The sequence below is a fragment of the Bradyrhizobium sp. AT1 genome (genome assembly GCF_001590795.1).
GTDB lineage: Bacteria > Pseudomonadota > Alphaproteobacteria > Rhizobiales > Xanthobacteraceae > Bradyrhizobium.
In genome coordinates this window covers 2,125,099-2,140,690 of the sequence record NZ_JXDL01000001.1, presented here as the reverse complement: position 1 = coordinate 2,140,690, position 15,592 = coordinate 2,125,099, and the positions used below count along the sequence as shown (strand labels likewise).

Genomic DNA, 15,592 nt, shown 5'->3' with positions numbered 1-15,592 from the left:
GTGATGGCGTCGTGACTGGATTGTTCTCGCTGTTTCGCCGTCTTGAAGGCCCGCAGACCGTCGGTCGCGGTCCCGGATTCTGGAGCCTGTTTGCGTTCGTGCTCGCGGTCGCGTTGGCCTATCCGCTGTTCAGCGACGGTTACACTGTCGGCAACACCGTGTATTTTCTCGTCTGGGTCTTCATCGCGCTCAGTCTTTGCGTGATCTGGGGGTATGGCGGCTCACTCTCCTTCGGGCAAACGGCGTTCTTCGGGATCGCCGGCTACGGCTACGGCGTCCTCACTCTCAATTTCGGCTCGGGCTACGGCTTTACGCTGCTGGCGCTGGTGATTGCGGTGGCGATCGCCGCGTTGTTTGCGGTGTTGCTCGGCTATTTCATGTTCTTCGGCCGCATAGCGGGCGTCTTCCTCGGCATCGTCACGCTTGCCGTGACCCTGATGCTGGAGCGCTTCATGGCGCAAACCGCAGGGCCGGAATGGCACATCGGCACTGCACGGCTGAACGGCTTCAACGGGATGAGCGCGATGCCGCCGCTCACTATCCCCTGGCCGGGCGAACCGATCGTGCTGTTCGCCGATGTCGGGCTCTACTATTTCGTGCTGGGCCTTCTGGTCTTCGTCTATCTCGCGCTGCGCATCCTGATGAACTCGTCGTTCGGCAACGTCATCGTTGCGATCCGCGAGAACCCGGAGAGGGCGGAGATGCTCGGCTACGACATCCGCAGATACCAGCTCATAACGTTCGTCGTCGGCGCCGCGCTCGCGGGACTCTCCGGCGTGCTCTACACCGCGTGGGGGCAGTACATCACGCCATCGAGCATGGGCATGACGGCGGCGGCGCTGCCGCTCATCTGGGTCGCAGTTGGCGGCCGCAGCGATCTGACCTCGACGGTGGTCGGCACGCTGGTGGTGCTCGCCGCCTTCCAGGCGCTGACGATCTACGGCAGCCAGTACGCGCTGGTCTTCATGGGCGTGCTGCTCGTGCTCACGGTCCTGATCGCGCCGAACGGTCTTGTGCTCGGGGCGATGAACTGGATCGGTCGCCTGGCGGCCCGCTTCACGCAGAGGGCCGGCTGATGTCACTGCTGGAGCTGCGCGATCTCAACAAGCATTTTGGCGGCCTTCACGTCACCAACGCCGTGAACCTCACATTGGAGCCAGGCGAGATCCATTGCCTGATCGGTCCGAATGGTGCGGGCAAGAGCACGTTGTTCCGGCTGATCCTGGGCGAGCATCATCCGGGCAGTGGCGAGATCGTTTTCGCGGGTGAGAACATCACGGCGCTGAAATCCTTTGCGCGAATTCATCGTGGCCTGTCCGTCAAGTTCCAGGTGCCGGGCGTCTTCAAGGGCCTGTCCGTGCGCCAGAACCTCGAGATCGCCTTGCAGAGCCGGCATCGCGGCGCCGAGCTTGATGCCGAGATCGACCGGCAGCTCGGTTTTCTCGGGCTCGAAGCTGAGCAGGCGCAGACGGCGGGCAATCTCAGCCACGGCCAAAAGCAATGGCTGGAGATCGGCATGGCGATCAGCCTGAAGCCGCGCCTCCTGCTGCTGGACGAGCCGACTGCCGGCATGTCACCGGAGGAAACTCACATGACCGGCGAGATGGTGCAACGGCTCAATGCCGGCGGCATGACTGTGCTGGCGATCGAGCACGACATGGCGTTCGTGCGTCAGGTCGCTCAGCGCGTCACGGTGCTGCATCTCGGTCAGGTGTTTGCGCAAGGCTCGATCGACGAGATCGTGGCCGATGAGCGCGTGGCGGCGATCTATCTGGGGCAGGCCCATGCTTGATATGCCGCGCAAGGAAGTGATCCTCTCGACGCTGGGCCTTCGCGCCGGCTATGGCGGCAAGCCGGTGCTGCAAGGCCTCGAGATCGAGGTGCGGGAAGGCGAGATCGTCGCCGTGATCGGACGCAACGGCGTCGGCAAATCGACGCTGATGAAGAGCCTGATCGGCCTCGTACCGGCGATGAGCGGCTCGATCGTCTATCGCGGCGAGGCGGTGGAGACACTGCCGGCGCACAAGCGGGCGCGCCTCGGCATGGGCTATGTGCCGCAGGGGCGCGACGTGTTTCCGCGCCTCACCGTCGGCGAGAACGTCGCTGTCGGCGCCGCGATCAAGGGTGGCCGCATTCCCGAGGCGGGGCGGCGCAAGATCGTCGAGGCCTTCCCGATCCTCGAAGAGCGCTGGCACCAGCGTGCCGGCACCATGTCCGGCGGCCAGCAGCAGCAGCTCGCGATCGGACGGGTGCTGATTGCCGATCCCAATCTGATTCTGCTCGACGAGCCCTCGGAGGGCATCCAACCCAACATCGTCCAAGACATCGCGCGCAACATGGTCGAGCTCAACCGCAGGACCGGCGTGACCATTATCCTGGTCGAACAGAATCTCGACATGATCCGCGCCATGGCGCAGCGCTGCTATGTCATGGACAAGGGTCGTATCGTTGCAAGTCTCGGTCGATCCGCCCTCGATGACGAGGCGGAGATGCGCCGCCATCTGGCAGTTTGAAAGAAAAGACGCCCAACCAAGGAGAACAGCAATGGCCTGGCAGAACGATTCCATCATGGCGCGCAAAGGCGTCGCCAAGGGCGAGCGTGGCAAGCAATACACGATCACGGAGGCCGAGCAGGGCAAGTACCACTACGTCTACGGTCCTTATGTAGGGCCGGTGCTGACCGTCGATCCCGGTGCGGTCGTCGCCGCCGAGACGCACGACGCGTTCGAGGGCGCCATCAAGAAGGAAACGGACAGCCCGTCGAAGATCCTCAACTTCCCGTTCCTCAACCCGCAGAATGGGCCGATCCATGTCAACGGCGCCGAGAAGGGCGATGCGCTCGCGGTCTATATTGAGAGCATCGTGCCGCGCGGGCCGCAGCCGCGGGGCACGACAGTCATCATGCCTGACTTCGGCGGCTTGGTCAGCACGGGCAATACGGCGCTGCTCAATCCGGCACTGCCGGAGCGCGTCAAGAAGCTCGAGATCGATGCGAAAACCGGCACGAAATGGAACGACAAGATCACGCTGCCCTATGAGCCTTTCATCGGAACCATCGGCACGTCGCCCGAGATCGAGGCGATTTCCTCGCTGGTTCCGGACTATTACGGCGGCAACATGGACCTGCCGGATGTCGGCGTCGGGGCCGTCATCTACCTTCCGGTCAACACCAAGGGCGCGCTGCTCTATCTCGGTGATTGCCACGCCGCGCAAGGCGACGGCGAGCTCTGCGGCGTCGCCATTGAGCATCCGACCGTGACGACCGTGCAGATCGACCTCATCAAGAACTGGACCATCGCCTGGCCGCGGCTCGAAACCAGGGATTTCATCATGACTATCGGCTCGGCGCGGCCGATGGAGGATGCGGCCCGCATTGCCTATCGCGAGCTGTGCCGCTGGATGGCGGCCAACTACGGCTTTGACGAGATCGACGCCTACATGCTGTTGACCCAGGCCGGCCGCATCCGCCTCGGCAACATGGTCGATCCCAAATATACGCTCGGCGCCTCGATCAAGAAATCTTATCTCGTTTGAGGTCGGCCGGATCATGTCCACCAAGCATAAAGTCGCCGCCGTCCAGTTTGAGCCTGTCATGTTCGAGAAGGAGCGCAACGTCGCGCGCCTGCTTGAGCTTTGCGGGCAGGCGGCGGAGGCCGGTGCAAAGCTGATCGTCACGCCGGAGATGGGCACGACCGGCTATTGCTGGTTCGACCGTGCCGAGGTCGCCCCCTTCGTCGAGGCGATTCCGGGGCCGACCACGGACCGCTTTGCGGCGCTGGCGGCCAGGCACGACTGCTATATCGTTGTCGGCATGCCTGAGGTCGACCAGGACGGCATCTACTTCAATTCGGCCGTTTTGATCGGGCCCGACGGCATCGTCGGCCGCCACCGCAAGACGCATCCCTACATCTCCGAGCCGAAATGGGCGGCGGCGGGCGATCTGCACAATCAGGTGTTCGACACGCCGATCGGGCGGATCGCGCTGCTGATCTGCATGGACATCCATTTCGTGGAGACCGCGCGGCTGATGGCGCTCGGCGGCGCCGACGTCATTTGCCACATTTCGAACTGGCTGGCGGAGCGCACGCCGGCGCCTTATTGGATCAGCCGCGCGTTCGAGAACGGTTGTTATGTCATCGAGAGCAATCGGTGGGGGCTGGAGCGGACCGTGCAGTTCAGCGGCGGCAGCTGCGTGATCGCGCCGGACGGGCAGGTGATCGCCGTGCTCGACAAGGGCGACGGCGTGCTGCTGTCGGAGATCGACCTCGACGCCGCGCGTGCCCGCCGCGTGCTTGGCGAGGCCGTTTTCTCGCAGCGCCGGCCGGAGCTCTATCCGGAGCTTCTGACCGACACGTTCAGCTGGAATCCGCGTGACTTCTTCGGTCTCTACGGCCATGAGCCGTGGCCGCCCGGCAAGACGTCACGCGTCAGCGTCGCGCAATTTGCGCCTCGCGACGACATCGACCAGAATTTCGAGGAGATCGCGGCACTCGCGCGTAAGGCCAGCGCGGAGGGTGCGGATCTCGTCGTGTTTCCGGAGCTTGCGGTCACCGGTCTCGGCGATCCCGCGACGTCGGCGCAGCCGATACCCGGTCCAGTGACCGATCGTCTTGAGGAGCTCGCCGCGGAGCTCGGTCTCTATCTCGTCTGCGGCCTTGCGGAGCGCGCCGGCGGCACGCTCTACAACAGCGCCTGCCTGGTTGCTCCGGATGGGGACATCTCGGTCTATCGCAAGACGCATCTTACCGCCGGCGAGCGAAGCTGGGCGACGCCCGGAGAGGGCTGGACCGTCGTCGACACGCCGATCGGCCGAATCGGGCTGTTGATCGGACACGATGCCTCGTTTCCCGAGGCGGGCCGGGTGCTGGCGCTGCGCGGCTGCGATCTCATCGCCTGTCCTGCCGCGATCAAGGGCCGCTTCAGCTCGGCGCATGCCGGCACGGAAGTCGAGCAGCCGAAGCCGATTCCCACAGGGCCGGATCCGCATCACTGGCATCATCTGCGCGTTCGCGCCGGCGAGAACAACTTGTTTGTCGCCTTCGCCAATGTCGCCGATCCCGAACGCTTCTATCCCGGGCTGAGCGGCGTGTTCGGCCCTGATACGTTCGCGTTTCCGCGGCGTGAGGCGATTGCGGCCGGCGGCACGGGCCTTGCAACCGCTTTGGTCGACACCACCAATCTCGACAGCGTCTATCCGACCAATGTCGTGCGCCGAAAGGATCTGGTCTCGATGCGCATGCCGCACAGCTATCGCGGATTGGTCAAGGCCGTCGCGAACAATTACTGAACCAAAAAGGAATCTGAACATGGATCTGGGACTCAAGGATGCCAAGGTTCTTGTTACCGGCAGCACCAAGGGAATCGGCCGGGCCATCGCCGAGACATTTGCCGCCGAAGGCGCCAATGTCGGTGTGTGCGCCCGCAACCTCGCCGAGGTCGAGAGCACGGTCGCCGCGCTCAAGGCCAAGGGCGTTGGAGCCTTCGGCGGCGCGGTCGACGTCGCCAATGCGGCCGTATTGAAGGCCTGGGTCGAAGACATGGCGGCAAAGCTCGGCGGCATCGACGTCGTCGTCGCCAATGTTAGCGCGCTTGCGATCGGACAGGATGACGAAAGCTGGGAGAAGGAATTCGCGACCGACATGATGGGCACGGTCCGGCTGGTGAATGCGGCCATGCCTTATCTTGAGAAGAGCGCTGCCGGCGCGATCGTGACCATATCGAGCGTCTCGGGGCGCGAGGTCGATTTCGCCGCCGGTCCCTACGGCACCTTCAAGGCGGCGATCATCCACTACACGCAAGGCCTCGCCAATCAGCTCGCCGCAAAGGGCATCCGCGCCAATTCGGTCTCGCCAGGCAACACCTATTTCGACGGCGGCGTCTGGGACATGATCAAGGACAACAACCCCGAGCTCTACAAGACCGCGCTGGCGCTCAACCCAACGGGGCGGATGGGGACGCCGCAGGAAATGGCCAACGCAGCGGTCTTCCTCGCCAGCCGCGCCGCTAGTTTCATCACGGGAACCAACCTCGTTGTGGACGGCGCCCTCACGCGAGGGGTTCAGTTTTGAGTTGTTGCGGGTGAGGCATCGGTTTCACCATGCTTCGTGTGCAACTGACAACGCCGCGAACAAGTTGCGGGCGGTGTCTCATGGCTGCGAAAGACGGCGCTTAGCTTGAGAAGCGAGCGTTCTCCGGTCGCAGCAAGCCGAGATGATCGCGCAAGGTTACGCCGCCATAGTCAGCGCGGAAGAGACCACGTTCCTGGAGGATCGGAACCACCAGCTCGACGAAATCCTCAAACCCTTCGTGAAAGTAAGGAGGCATGACGTTAAAGCCGTCGGCGGCGTGCTCCTCGAACCAGAGCTGGAGCGTGTCGGCGATGCGCTCGGCGGAGCCGCACAGCACCCAATGGCCGCGGGCGGCGGCCGTGAGATTGTAGAGATCGCGCAGCGTCATGTTCTCGCGGCGACCCTTGGCGAGCATGACGCTGGCAAAGCTGTGATAGTTGTCGGACGGGGCGATATCAGGAATCGGCCCATCGAGATCATAGGCCGACATGTCGCGCCCGAAGCGGTCGGACAGGATGGCGAGCGCATTGCTGCCACTGACGAAACTCTGCAGCGTGTTGAGTTTCTCGAACGCGTCCTTGTCGGTGCGACCGACAACGGGCATCACGCCCGGCAGCACGGTGACATCCTCGGGCCTGCGGCCGAACGCGGGCAGGCGTGTCTTCAGTGACGCGTAGCCGGCCTTGGCCTCCTCGATGTCCTGCACCACCGAGAACACGATGTCGGCCGTACGCGCAGCCAGCGCTTGTCCGGCCTCGGAGCCGCCGGCCTGGAGCACGACGGGGCGGCCCTGCGGGCTGCGACCGATGTTGAGCGGGCCCTTGACCTTGAAGAACGCGCCTTCATGGTCGATCGGGCGCAGTTTTGCCGGATCGATATAGAGGCCGCTCGTGCGGTCGGCGACGATCGCATCATCCGCCCAGCCGTCCCACAATCCGTTGACGACGTCGAGGAATTCGCCGGCCATTTCGTAGCGGCGCGCGTGGTCGGGATGGGTGGTGCCGAAATTCGCCGCCGTTGCCGGATTGGCCGTCGTCACTGCGTTCCACGCAGCACGTCCCCTCGAGATGTGATCAAGGGAAGCAAACACGCGCGCGACCGAGAACGGATCGCTGTAGGTGGTGGAGACAGTGGCGCCGAGGCCGATATGGCTGGTCGAGGTCGACAGCGCCGCCAGCATGGTCAACGGCTCCAGCCGCAGCGTGTAGGAGGGATGAGCGGCGGCATCGGCGTAGAGATTGTCCCCCATGAAGATCAAGTCGAATTTGCCGCGCTCGGCGGTGCGGCCAATCGCCTGGATCGCAGCAAAATCCTGAAAGCTGTCGACCGCGCCGGGATAGCGCCAGCCCGCGACATGGCTGCCGGTCCCCAGGATGAACAGGCCGAGATGCATCTGTCGTTTCATGGTGTCGTTCCTGGCGTGGTTCCTGGCGTCATGTCCAGAACAGGATTCTTCGTTCGAGGAAACCGATCAGGCCGAAGAAGGCGAGGCTCGCCGCGGAGGCGACAAAGATGGCCGACCAGACCTGGACGAAGTCGATCTGGAGCACGGCCTGATAGATCACCCAGCCGAGCCCGCCTTGTGCGCCCAGCATTTCTGTGACGATCGCCACGATCACGCTGCGCACCGTGGAGACGCGCATGCCGGAGAGCAGCAGCGGCAGGGCGGTCGGCAGCCGCAGGCGCCACAGCACGCCAAAACGGCTGGCGCCAAAACTCTTCATGAGATCGACGGCGCGGCGATCGACGCGGTCCAGCCCGGCCAGCATGGACAGCAGGATGGTGAAGCTCACGGCCATCGCCACCATCACGATCTTCGAGCTGACGCCGATGCCGAACCAGAGCAGGATCAGCGGCGAATAGCCGACCACAGGCACCGAATTGATCGCGGTCGCGAGCGGCAGGATTGCGCTACGCAACGCCGGCACCAGCGCGATAGCGATGGCAAGGCCGATGCCGATCAGACAGCCAAGACCATAACCCGCGAGTGCCTCAAGCAGGGTGTAGCCGGCAGCATCGATGAGGATTGCGCGCTTGGACCAAAGGCCCAGGAGGATGTCGCTGACGGCTGGGAGCACATAGGCCGGCAGATGCAGGCCGCGTGCGGCACCCTCCCAGCAGGCGATCAGGAGCACGGCGCCGAGGATGCCGCGCTGGACGGCGAGCGAGGGAGCGGCAACAGCGGGGTTCATTGCTCGGCACTCCAGAACACGAGCCGCCGCTCGACCGCAGCGACGACCGCATAGAAGCCGGTGCCGAGCAGGGCTGCGGCGAGCAGGGCGCCCCAGATCGCGACGACGTTCTCGGTGAACATGGCCTGCAGCAGCAGCACGCCGAGGCCGGTGGTGTCGCCGAACCATTCGCCGACAATGGCGCCGACGAGGCTCAGCGATGCCGCGAGCCGCAACGCCACGAAGATCTGCGGCAGCGCCGTTGGAAGCTGCAGGCGCAGCAGGAGCTGGCGATTGGAGGCGCCAAAGCTACGCATCAGGGCGACCTGCTTGGGATCGACGGTCTCCAGTCCCAGCAGCGTGTTCACGGTCACCGGAAAGAAGGTCAGGTAGAACGCGATGATTGCCTTGGCGAGCAGGGTGTTGCCGAACCACAGCACGACCAGCGCGCCGAAGGCGATGACCGGAATGGTCTGCGACACCACAAAGATCGGGAAGATCATCTCGCGCAGCGCCCGGACGCGGAAGAACACGATGCCCATGAGCACGCCGAAGGCGCCGCCCGCGGCAAAGCCGATCAGCGTCTCGGCAAGCGTGCGCAGGAAGCCATCGATATAGGCCCGAGGCGTCGCCGCCATCGCCATCAGGATCGTACTGAGCCGCGGCAGATAATAGGGCCGGATGGCGAACAGCAGCACCGCGCCTTCCCAGATCACCGCCGCGACGGCGAGGCCGAGCAGCAGCCGGGCCAGCTTGCGCAGCGGAACCGGAATCGACCGCGTGGCCGTACGGTCTTCAACGAGCGATGTCGCGGCAGGGCTGCTCACGGCAGCCGGTCCGCCGCCGGGACGCTCTGGATGAAGCTGGCGTCATAGGCGGCAGCGAGATCGACCGGCTTGGAGATCACACCATATTTCAGGAAGAAGTCGTGGGCGGTCCTGACCGCATCGGTGTCGATCCAGAACATGCCGTTCTTCGCCGCCGCGCCGGCGGTCATTAGCCGCTTTACCTCGGTCAGCATGAACTCCTGCTGCGCGCGGTCGAGTGTCGGGGCCGCGGCCATCACGGTGTCGACGGCGCCCTTGGGGTCAGCGAAGGCATCTTTCCAGCCCTTCAGCGAGGCGCGCAGGAATGCCTTGACGAGCTCGGGCTTCTCCTTGGCGGTCGCCTCTGCCACGATCAGCGTGTCGCGCGGGAAGGTGATGCCGTAATCCTCGGCGACGAAGGTCTTCAGGCTGTCCTTCGGCATGCGCGACTGGATGGTGTAGAACTCGTTGTAATAGGTCGCCGTGACCACATCGACATTGCCGTCGACGAAGGGCGTCACTGAGACCTGCTGCGGCTGGATCTTCAATTCGTCCGGCTTGATGCCTTCCTTGGCCAGCATGCCGTTCAGCACGTGATTGGCGCCGGTGAACCAGGTGGTGACGGTCTTGCCCTTGAAGTCCTGGATCGTCTTCACCGGCCCGTCCTTGCGGGTGACGAAGATGAACGGCGTGATCTGATGGGACACGCCGATGCAGACGATCGGCAGGCCCTTGTCGCGGGCCGCGAACACGCTATCGGTGCCACCCGACAGACCGAACGTGTCGGCGCCGGTCGCAACCAGGTTTTCGGTGAGCAGATTGGGTCCGCCGGGATTGATGGTGAGGTCGATACCCTCGGCCTTGTAGTAGCCCTTGGCTGCCGCGACGTAGAAGCCGGCGAACTGTGCCTGCGGCAGCCATTTCAGGCGCAGGCTCGCCTTCTGCAATTCAGCGGCGGGCGCAGCCGTGACAAGCGAGCCGGTCGCCAGTGCGATGGCGGAGAGGGCGGAGAGGGCGTGGCGTCGGCTCAACATGGTCAAACTCCAGGCGGTGACAATCAATTGCGATAGGACGGATCGGTGCGATCGAGCTGGCGCATCAGCGCCGGCCATTCGCGTTCGCCGGGCACGAGGATGTCGCCCTGCAGTTCCCAGAACTGGCGCGCGGCTTTCTCGCAGACCTCGTGCGGCGGCATCACCAGCTTGGCGCCGGCTGCGGCCGCCGCCTGCATCTGGAGCTGGATCCGCGCGGCGCGCTCAAAGTAATAAAGCAGCATGAAGGCCTCGCCCGGCGACCGGCCCACGGTGAGGATGCCGTGGTTGCGCATCAGCATGACCTTGTGGGGACCGAGATCGCGCACCAGGCGGACCTGCTCGTCGAGGTCGATGGCGACGCCTTCATAGTCGTGGAAGGCCTGGCGCTCGTAGAAGCGCATCGCGAACTGGCTGAGCGGCAACAGGCCCTTCTCTTGTCCTGAGACCGCGACGCTCGCGTCGGAGTGGGTGTGCAGCACGCAGGCTGCGTCGTGGTTCGAGGTGTGGATCGCGGCATGGATGACAAAGGCCGCGACGTTGACGGCCTGCGGCGTGTCGTCGAGCTTGTTGCCTTTGGTATCGATCTTGACGAGGCTCGACGCGCTGATCTCGTCGAACAGCAACCCATAGGGGTTGATGAGGAACTGATCCTCATGGCCGGGCACGCGTAGGGAGATGTGATTGTAGATCAAATCGTCCATGCCGAGTCTGGCGACCATGCGATAGCAGGCCGCGAGCTTGATCCGGGCCTCCCACTCGGCCGGATCGACGCCCTGCGGGGCTGCACGGGGTTCTCTCATCGACATCGCGTTCATGGCGTCTTCTCTTGCGCGATGGAGGATTGGAACGATTTCATGCTTTCCTCCTCGATCGCATCGAGCAGCGTGCGTTTGAGGCGCACGAATTCGGGGGAGGTGACGATCTCCGGCCGGCGCGGGCGCGGGAGGTCGACGATTTGTTCGAGCTTCACCGAGCCGGGACGCGCGGTCATGACGAGCACGCGGTCGCCGAGGAAGATCGCCTCGTCGACGTCATGGGTGATGAAAAGGATGGTGCGGCGGTATTTCTGCCAGACGTCGAGCAGCCAACGTTGCATCATCGCCCGTGTCAGCGCGTCGAGCGCACCGAACGGCTCGTCGAGCAGCATCAGGTCGCGCTCGAACAGGAAGGTCCGCATCAAGGCGACGCGCTGGCGCATGCCGCCGGACAATTGATTGGGATATTGCTTCTCGAAACCGGCGAGGCCGAACTCGGGCAGCATCTTGAGCGCCTTGGCGCGCGCCTGGTCGCGCTTCATGCCCTCGACCTCGAGCGCGAGGATGGCGTTGTCCACCACGTTGCGCCAGGGAAACAGCAAATCGCGCTGCGGCATGAAGGAGACGCGGCCGAGCAGATCGGCGGCATGGCAGCTGTTGCCCTCGAAACGCAGGATGCCGCCGGCATCGGGCTCTTCGAGGCCCGCGACTATATTAAAGAGAGTGCTCTTGCCGCATCCGCTGGGGCCTACGACGGTAACGAACTCGCCGGGGGCGACGCTGGCCTGAAGTCCCGAGAGCGCCGCGACGGAGCCGAAGGTCTTGTCGATCGCGCGCAGTTCCAGCAGCGGCTCAGGCTTGGCTTGAGCCGGTGGGGTCTCAGTAGCCGGTCCGGGATGAGGGAGGCGGGCAGCCTGCACCGGGATGTCCTTGTATAATGGCGGCGGCCATTCGCATACGAAAGCGGACCGCGTCAAAATCTCTTAGCAACTCGTGTGCCAGTGCGATTTCTGGACAAATCAGGCATAAGACTTGCGAGATCGATGGCGAAAAGACTGGAGAGACCTGTGTTCTCCGGGAGAGACAGACCACTTCGCTGGGATAAGGGCGCCATTATGTATACCTATATTGGCTTTGGAGAAACATAATGGCGGATATTGGTGCACATGTCGGAGGCACACGCGTGAAAAACAGGCAGGATTCCCTGGCGCCAAGTCCCGGCATGACGCTCGCGGAGTGCCTGCGCCAGAAGCTCGAAGGCGCGATCGCAGCAGGACACCTCGAGCCGGGCAGCCGGCTCGACGAGCAGGAGATCGCGCAGCGTTTTGGCGTCTCGCGCACGCCGGTGCGGGAGGCGTTCCGCCTGATGGCCGCCAATAATTTGGTCGAGCTGCGCGGCCGGCAGGGTGCGACGGTCCGCAGCATCAAGGCGCAGGCCCTGATCGAGATGTTTCAGGTCATGGCGGAGCTGGAGGGCCTCTGCGCCCGGCTTGCCGCCCGCCGTGTCTCCCAGGCTTGGGGAGCTGAAATTGGCGAGATTCACCAGCGGCTTGTGACGGCCGGCAAAACCGCCGACATCGACGTCTTCTACGACATCAACCAGGAATTCCACGAAGCGATCTATGAAGCTTCGCGCAACGCCTTCCTGGCCGATCAGACCCGCAAGCTGCGCAACCAGGTGGCGGCCTATCGCCGGCGGGTGACGCGGATGCCGAACCGGATCGCCGATACCATTCGCGAGCACGAGGCGATCATGCAGGCGATCCTGGCGCATGATCCCGAGCGGGCGCACAGCGCCATGCGGGACCACGTCAACCTGCTCGGCGACAATCTCTTGGACTTCCTCGCCGCGTTTGAGTGATCCGCACCGCCTCTTGGTATGCAAATTGCTAGAACTTGTATATCTATGTTGCATCCTGGAGACCCGGAGTGGACCTGAAGCTGACGAACAAGACCGCCCTGATCACCGGCGCGTCGAAAGGAATTGGACTTGCGGTGGCCGAGCTCTTCGCGGCGGAGGGGTGTCACCTGCATCTCGCCGCCCGCAACGGCGAAGCCATGCTCCAGGCCAAGCGGGAGCTGGAGGTGCGCTTTGGGGTGAAGATCACCGTCCATGCGCAAGACCTGTCGAGCACCGTTGCGATGGAGAAGCTCGCGGCCGAGGTCGGCGACATCGACATCCTCGTCAACAATGCTGGCGATATTCCCGCCGGCTCCCTGGAGATCCTCGATGATGCCGCCTGGCGGCGCGGCTTCGATCTCAAGGTGTTCGGCTACATCACGCTGTCGCGTCTCTATTATCCGCGCATGAAGGGCAAGGACGGCGTCATCATCAACATCATCGGCAATTCCGGTGAGAACTGGGATGCGAGCTACATCGCGGGCTCGACCGGCAATGCGGCGCTGATGTCCTTCACCAAGGCGCTCGGCGGCCGCAGCCTCGACCACGGCGTGCGCGTCGTCGCGGTTAATCCGGGGCCCGTTGCGACTGACCGCATGCTCAAGATCATGAAGCGCAAGGCGATCGACATGCTCGGCGACGAAGGCCGCTGGGAGGAGCTGTTCGACAAATATCCGGGCAAGCGTCCTGCAACGTCGGAGGAAGTTGCCGATCTCGTCGCCTTCCTGTCCTCGCCGCGATCCGGCTACATCACCGGCACCGTGGTGACGATCGACGGCGGCATCGCCGCACGCGGTTCGGTGATCTGAGGCGTCGATGTCGAAGCCTGAACCCGCGGCACTGGTCCGCAACCGCTATTTCGACGAGCTCTCGGCGACGCCGGGGCTCTACTGGCTCGGCCAGAACACCAACCATATCGAGAGCCATCCCGCCGTGCGCGAGGCGATGTTGCGCTCGATCGAGGCGGGCGAGTTCAACGCCTATGCCCCGCCGCTCGGATTCGAGGCGCTGCGCGCGGCGATCGTCGCGGATCTCGGCACGCCCGGCACAGAAGCGCTGGTGACCGAGGGCGGCGTCAACGCGCTGGCCATGATCTGCCGCTCCCGCTGCAAGCCCGGCACCACGCTGGTCACGACGGATCCGACCTGGAAATGGCCGTGCCTGTTCGCGCGCCAGCAGGGCGCCGAGGTGATCGAGATTCCGATCTACGATCCCGCCTGCAACTACCGCCTGACGCCCGAGGCGTTGAAGGCGAATGTCGACGAGCGCACCGCGATCATCTACCTCGTCGATCCCAACAATCCGCTCGGCATCCGTTACACGCGCGAGGAGATCGAGAGCTTTGCAGAGATCGCGCGCGATTGCGGCGCATTGCTGGTGCACGACTGCACCTACCGCGATTTTGCCGATGGCCACACTCCGGCGCTTCATGTCGCCCCGCAAGGCTCGGTGGTCTCGACCAGTTTTTCGAAATGGCTCGGGCTCGCGGGCTTGCGGATCGGTGCGCTCGTCGCCGCGCCCGATCTGTTCGAGGAACTGGCGCAGACCTCCAGCAGCGTGCTCGGCGCCAGCGTCATCGCCCAGCGCGCGGCGCAGGCGGGATTGTCGGTCAAAGCCGAATGGATGAAGAAGGTCCGCAGCACGGACCGCTCCAACAAGGCGATGATCCAGGAGGCGGCGGCCGGAATTGAGGGTCTGGCGCTGCCGATCATGCCCTCGCACGGCAACTTCCTGGTGCTTGAAACCATTGCCGCCGGCATTCGCCCGGAGGCGCTGGTCGAGTGCTATCGCCGTCAGGGCATCATGATCCGCCAGGGCACCTACCACACCCAGCGTTTCGGCGACCGCTTCGTGAAGATCAGCACCTCCGTGCCGCAAGCCTGGGTCGAAAAGCTCTGCACGCTGCTGCCGGAGATGGTCGCGCAGGCACGCACGCTCAACGACCTGCCGCCGCAATTCTAGGAACGATGCCGATGACGATGATCACGACGAAAGACGGCGTGAAGCTCCACATGGAAGAGGCGGGCGAGGGCACGCCGATCCTCTTCATCCACGAGTTCGGCGGCAATCACGCAAGCTGGGAGCCGCAGCTGCGCTATTTCAGCCGGCGTCATCGCTGCATCACCTATGCTGCGCGCGGCTATCCGCCGTCGGATGTGCCCGACGGTGTGGAGGCCTATTCGCAGGCGATTGCGGCGGACGATGCGGTCGCCGTGCTCGATGCGCTCGGGATCGACAAGGCGCACGTCGTTGGCCTGTCGATGGGCGGCTTCTGCACGGTGCATTTCGGCCTGCGCACGCCGGAGCGCGCGCTCTCGCTCACCGTGGCCGGCGCCGGCTATGGCTGCGAGAAAGAATTCGAGGACTATTTCCGCGGCGTCTCGCTCGAAGTCGCCGACAATTTCGAGAAGCAGGGCGCCAAGGAGTTTTCCAAGATCTATGCACTTGGTGCGAGCCGGGTGCAGTTCCAGAACAAGGATCCGCGCGGCTGGCAGGAATTCGCCGATCGCCTCGCCACCCATTCCGATCGCGGCGCCGCCAACACCATGCGCGGTGTCCAGGCGCGTCGCCCCTCCTTCTACGATCTGGAGGACGACCTCAAAAAGATGATGGTGCCGACGCTGGTCGTCGTCGGCGACGAGGACGATCACTGTCTCCAGCCCGGCATCTTCCTGAAGAAGACCATTCCGGCCTGCGGCCTCTCGGTCTTTCCCAAGACCGGCCACACGCTTAATCTGGAAGAACCGGCGGCGTTCAACGCGCTGCTCGCCGAATTCATCGCCCAGGTCGAGGCCGGGCGCTGGCTGCCGCGCGATCCGCGCGCGCTGCCGGGCCAGATCATGCGCACGAAGTAGGTC

16 protein-coding genes are annotated in these 15,592 nt (G+C 64.2%); 10 read left to right on the top strand and 6 right to left on the bottom strand.

Features of this window, described 5'->3' with window-relative positions:
• Positions 1 to 11 precede the first annotated feature (11 nt).
• Genes SE92_RS10310 through SE92_RS10285 form a run of 6 tightly spaced genes read left to right on the top strand, consistent with a single transcriptional unit; the run spans position 12 to position 6,068 of the window.
• A complete protein-coding gene (locus tag SE92_RS10310; protein ID WP_063195605.1) occupies positions 12 to 1,076 on the top strand; it encodes a branched-chain amino acid ABC transporter permease in 1,065 nt (354 codons plus the stop codon).
• Positions 1,076 to 1,792, top strand: coding sequence for an ABC transporter ATP-binding protein (locus tag SE92_RS10305; protein ID WP_063195604.1), 717 nt, complete (start codon positions 1,076 to 1,078; stop codon positions 1,790 to 1,792). Before SE92_RS10310 ends, SE92_RS10305 begins: the two co-directional genes overlap by 1 nt.
• Position 1,793: 1 nt before the next feature.
• On the top strand, positions 1,794 to 2,513 hold the full coding sequence (locus SE92_RS10300; RefSeq protein ID WP_063195603.1) for an ABC transporter ATP-binding protein: 720 nt from the start codon (positions 1,794 to 1,796) through the stop codon (positions 2,511 to 2,513).
• A gap of 31 nt (positions 2,514 to 2,544) precedes the next feature.
• The gene (locus tag SE92_RS10295; RefSeq protein WP_063195602.1) at positions 2,545 to 3,534 is read left to right on the top strand and encodes an acetamidase/formamidase family protein; all 990 of its coding nucleotides are present in this window, start codon (positions 2,545 to 2,547) and stop codon (positions 3,532 to 3,534) included.
• A 13-nt stretch (positions 3,535 to 3,547) separates the two neighbouring features.
• The gene (locus SE92_RS10290; protein WP_063195601.1) at positions 3,548 to 5,287 is read left to right on the top strand and encodes a nitrilase-related carbon-nitrogen hydrolase; all 1,740 of its coding nucleotides are present in this window, start codon (positions 3,548 to 3,550) and stop codon (positions 5,285 to 5,287) included.
• Between the two features lie 19 nt (positions 5,288 to 5,306).
• The gene (locus SE92_RS10285) at positions 5,307 to 6,068 is read left to right on the top strand and encodes an SDR family NAD(P)-dependent oxidoreductase (protein WP_063195600.1); all 762 of its coding nucleotides are present in this window, start codon (positions 5,307 to 5,309) and stop codon (positions 6,066 to 6,068) included.
• A 100-nt stretch (positions 6,069 to 6,168) separates the two neighbouring features.
• Here SE92_RS10285 and SE92_RS10280 read toward each other — a convergent pair whose 3' ends face one another.
• The 6 genes from SE92_RS10280 to SE92_RS10255 are packed head-to-tail and all read right to left on the bottom strand — an operon-like array spanning position 6,169 to position 11,754.
• Entirely contained in the window at positions 6,169 to 7,473 is a 1,305-nt protein-coding gene (locus SE92_RS10280) for an LLM class flavin-dependent oxidoreductase (protein WP_063195599.1), read from the bottom strand.
• 28 nt (positions 7,474 to 7,501) lie between these two features.
• Positions 7,502 to 8,260, bottom strand: a complete 759-nt coding sequence (locus SE92_RS10275; RefSeq protein ID WP_063195598.1) for an ABC transporter permease — start codon at positions 8,258 to 8,260, stop codon at positions 7,502 to 7,504.
• Positions 8,257 to 9,066, bottom strand: coding sequence for an ABC transporter permease (locus SE92_RS10270; RefSeq protein ID WP_063195597.1), 810 nt, complete (start codon positions 9,064 to 9,066; stop codon positions 8,257 to 8,259). The genes SE92_RS10275 and SE92_RS10270 overlap by 4 nt, the downstream gene beginning before the upstream one ends.
• A complete protein-coding gene (locus SE92_RS10265; protein WP_063195596.1) occupies positions 9,063 to 10,079 on the bottom strand; it encodes an ABC transporter substrate-binding protein in 1,017 nt (338 codons plus the stop codon). The genes SE92_RS10270 and SE92_RS10265 overlap by 4 nt, the downstream gene beginning before the upstream one ends.
• A 23-nt stretch (positions 10,080 to 10,102) precedes the next feature.
• Positions 10,103 to 10,894, bottom strand: coding sequence for a class II aldolase/adducin family protein (locus SE92_RS10260; protein ID WP_063195595.1), 792 nt, complete (start codon positions 10,892 to 10,894; stop codon positions 10,103 to 10,105).
• The gene (locus tag SE92_RS10255) at positions 10,891 to 11,754 is read right to left on the bottom strand and encodes an ABC transporter ATP-binding protein (protein WP_084251786.1); all 864 of its coding nucleotides are present in this window, start codon (positions 11,752 to 11,754) and stop codon (positions 10,891 to 10,893) included. Before SE92_RS10255 ends, SE92_RS10260 begins: the two co-directional genes overlap by 4 nt.
• A gap of 263 nt (positions 11,755 to 12,017) precedes the next feature.
• Here SE92_RS10255 and SE92_RS10250 point away from each other — a divergent pair, with 263 nt between their 5' ends.
• From SE92_RS10250 to SE92_RS10235, 4 genes are all read left to right on the top strand, one after another.
• On the top strand, positions 12,018 to 12,695 hold the full coding sequence (locus tag SE92_RS10250; RefSeq protein ID WP_198172605.1) for a GntR family transcriptional regulator: 678 nt from the start codon (positions 12,018 to 12,020) through the stop codon (positions 12,693 to 12,695).
• A gap of 68 nt (positions 12,696 to 12,763) precedes the next feature.
• Positions 12,764 to 13,543: an SDR family oxidoreductase gene (locus SE92_RS10245; RefSeq protein ID WP_063195593.1), complete on the top strand. Its 780-nt coding sequence runs from the start codon at positions 12,764 to 12,766 to the stop codon at positions 13,541 to 13,543.
• A gap of 7 nt (positions 13,544 to 13,550) precedes the next feature.
• On the top strand, positions 13,551 to 14,696 hold the full coding sequence (locus SE92_RS10240; protein WP_063195592.1) for a pyridoxal phosphate-dependent aminotransferase: 1,146 nt from the start codon (positions 13,551 to 13,553) through the stop codon (positions 14,694 to 14,696).
• Between the two features lie 11 nt (positions 14,697 to 14,707).
• On the top strand, positions 14,708 to 15,589 hold the full coding sequence (locus SE92_RS10235; RefSeq protein ID WP_063203439.1) for an alpha/beta fold hydrolase: 882 nt from the start codon (positions 14,708 to 14,710) through the stop codon (positions 15,587 to 15,589).
• The last annotated feature ends 3 nt before the right edge of the window (positions 15,590 to 15,592 follow it).

Excerpts from the sequence above, each read along its gene's own strand:
- SE92_RS10295 (WP_063195602.1), top strand. The coding sequence starts at position 2,545 with ATGGCCTGGCAGAACGATTCCATCATGGCGCGCAAAGGCGTCGCCAAG.
- SE92_RS10290 (WP_063195601.1), top strand. The coding sequence starts at position 3,548 with ATGTCCACCAAGCATAAAGTCGCCGCCGTCCAGTTTGAGCCTGTCATG.
- SE92_RS10275 (WP_063195598.1), bottom strand. The coding sequence starts at position 8,260 with ATGAACCCCGCTGTTGCCGCTCCCTCGCTCGCCGTCCAGCGCGGCATC.
- SE92_RS10260 (WP_063195595.1), bottom strand. The coding sequence starts at position 10,894 with ATGAACGCGATGTCGATGAGAGAACCCCGTGCAGCCCCGCAGGGCGTC.
- SE92_RS10235 (WP_063203439.1), top strand. The coding sequence starts at position 14,708 with ATGACGATGATCACGACGAAAGACGGCGTGAAGCTCCACATGGAAGAG.
- SE92_RS10265 (WP_063195596.1), bottom strand. The coding sequence starts at position 10,079 with ATGTTGAGCCGACGCCACGCCCTCTCCGCCCTCTCCGCCATCGCACTG.
- SE92_RS10280 (WP_063195599.1), bottom strand. The coding sequence starts at position 7,473 with ATGAAACGACAGATGCATCTCGGCCTGTTCATCCTGGGGACCGGCAGC.
- SE92_RS10300 (WP_063195603.1), top strand. The coding sequence starts at position 1,794 with ATGCCGCGCAAGGAAGTGATCCTCTCGACGCTGGGCCTTCGCGCCGGC.
- SE92_RS10285 (WP_063195600.1), top strand. The coding sequence starts at position 5,307 with ATGGATCTGGGACTCAAGGATGCCAAGGTTCTTGTTACCGGCAGCACC.
- SE92_RS10305 (WP_063195604.1), top strand. The coding sequence starts at position 1,076 with ATGTCACTGCTGGAGCTGCGCGATCTCAACAAGCATTTTGGCGGCCTT.
- SE92_RS10240 (WP_063195592.1), top strand. The coding sequence starts at position 13,551 with ATGTCGAAGCCTGAACCCGCGGCACTGGTCCGCAACCGCTATTTCGAC.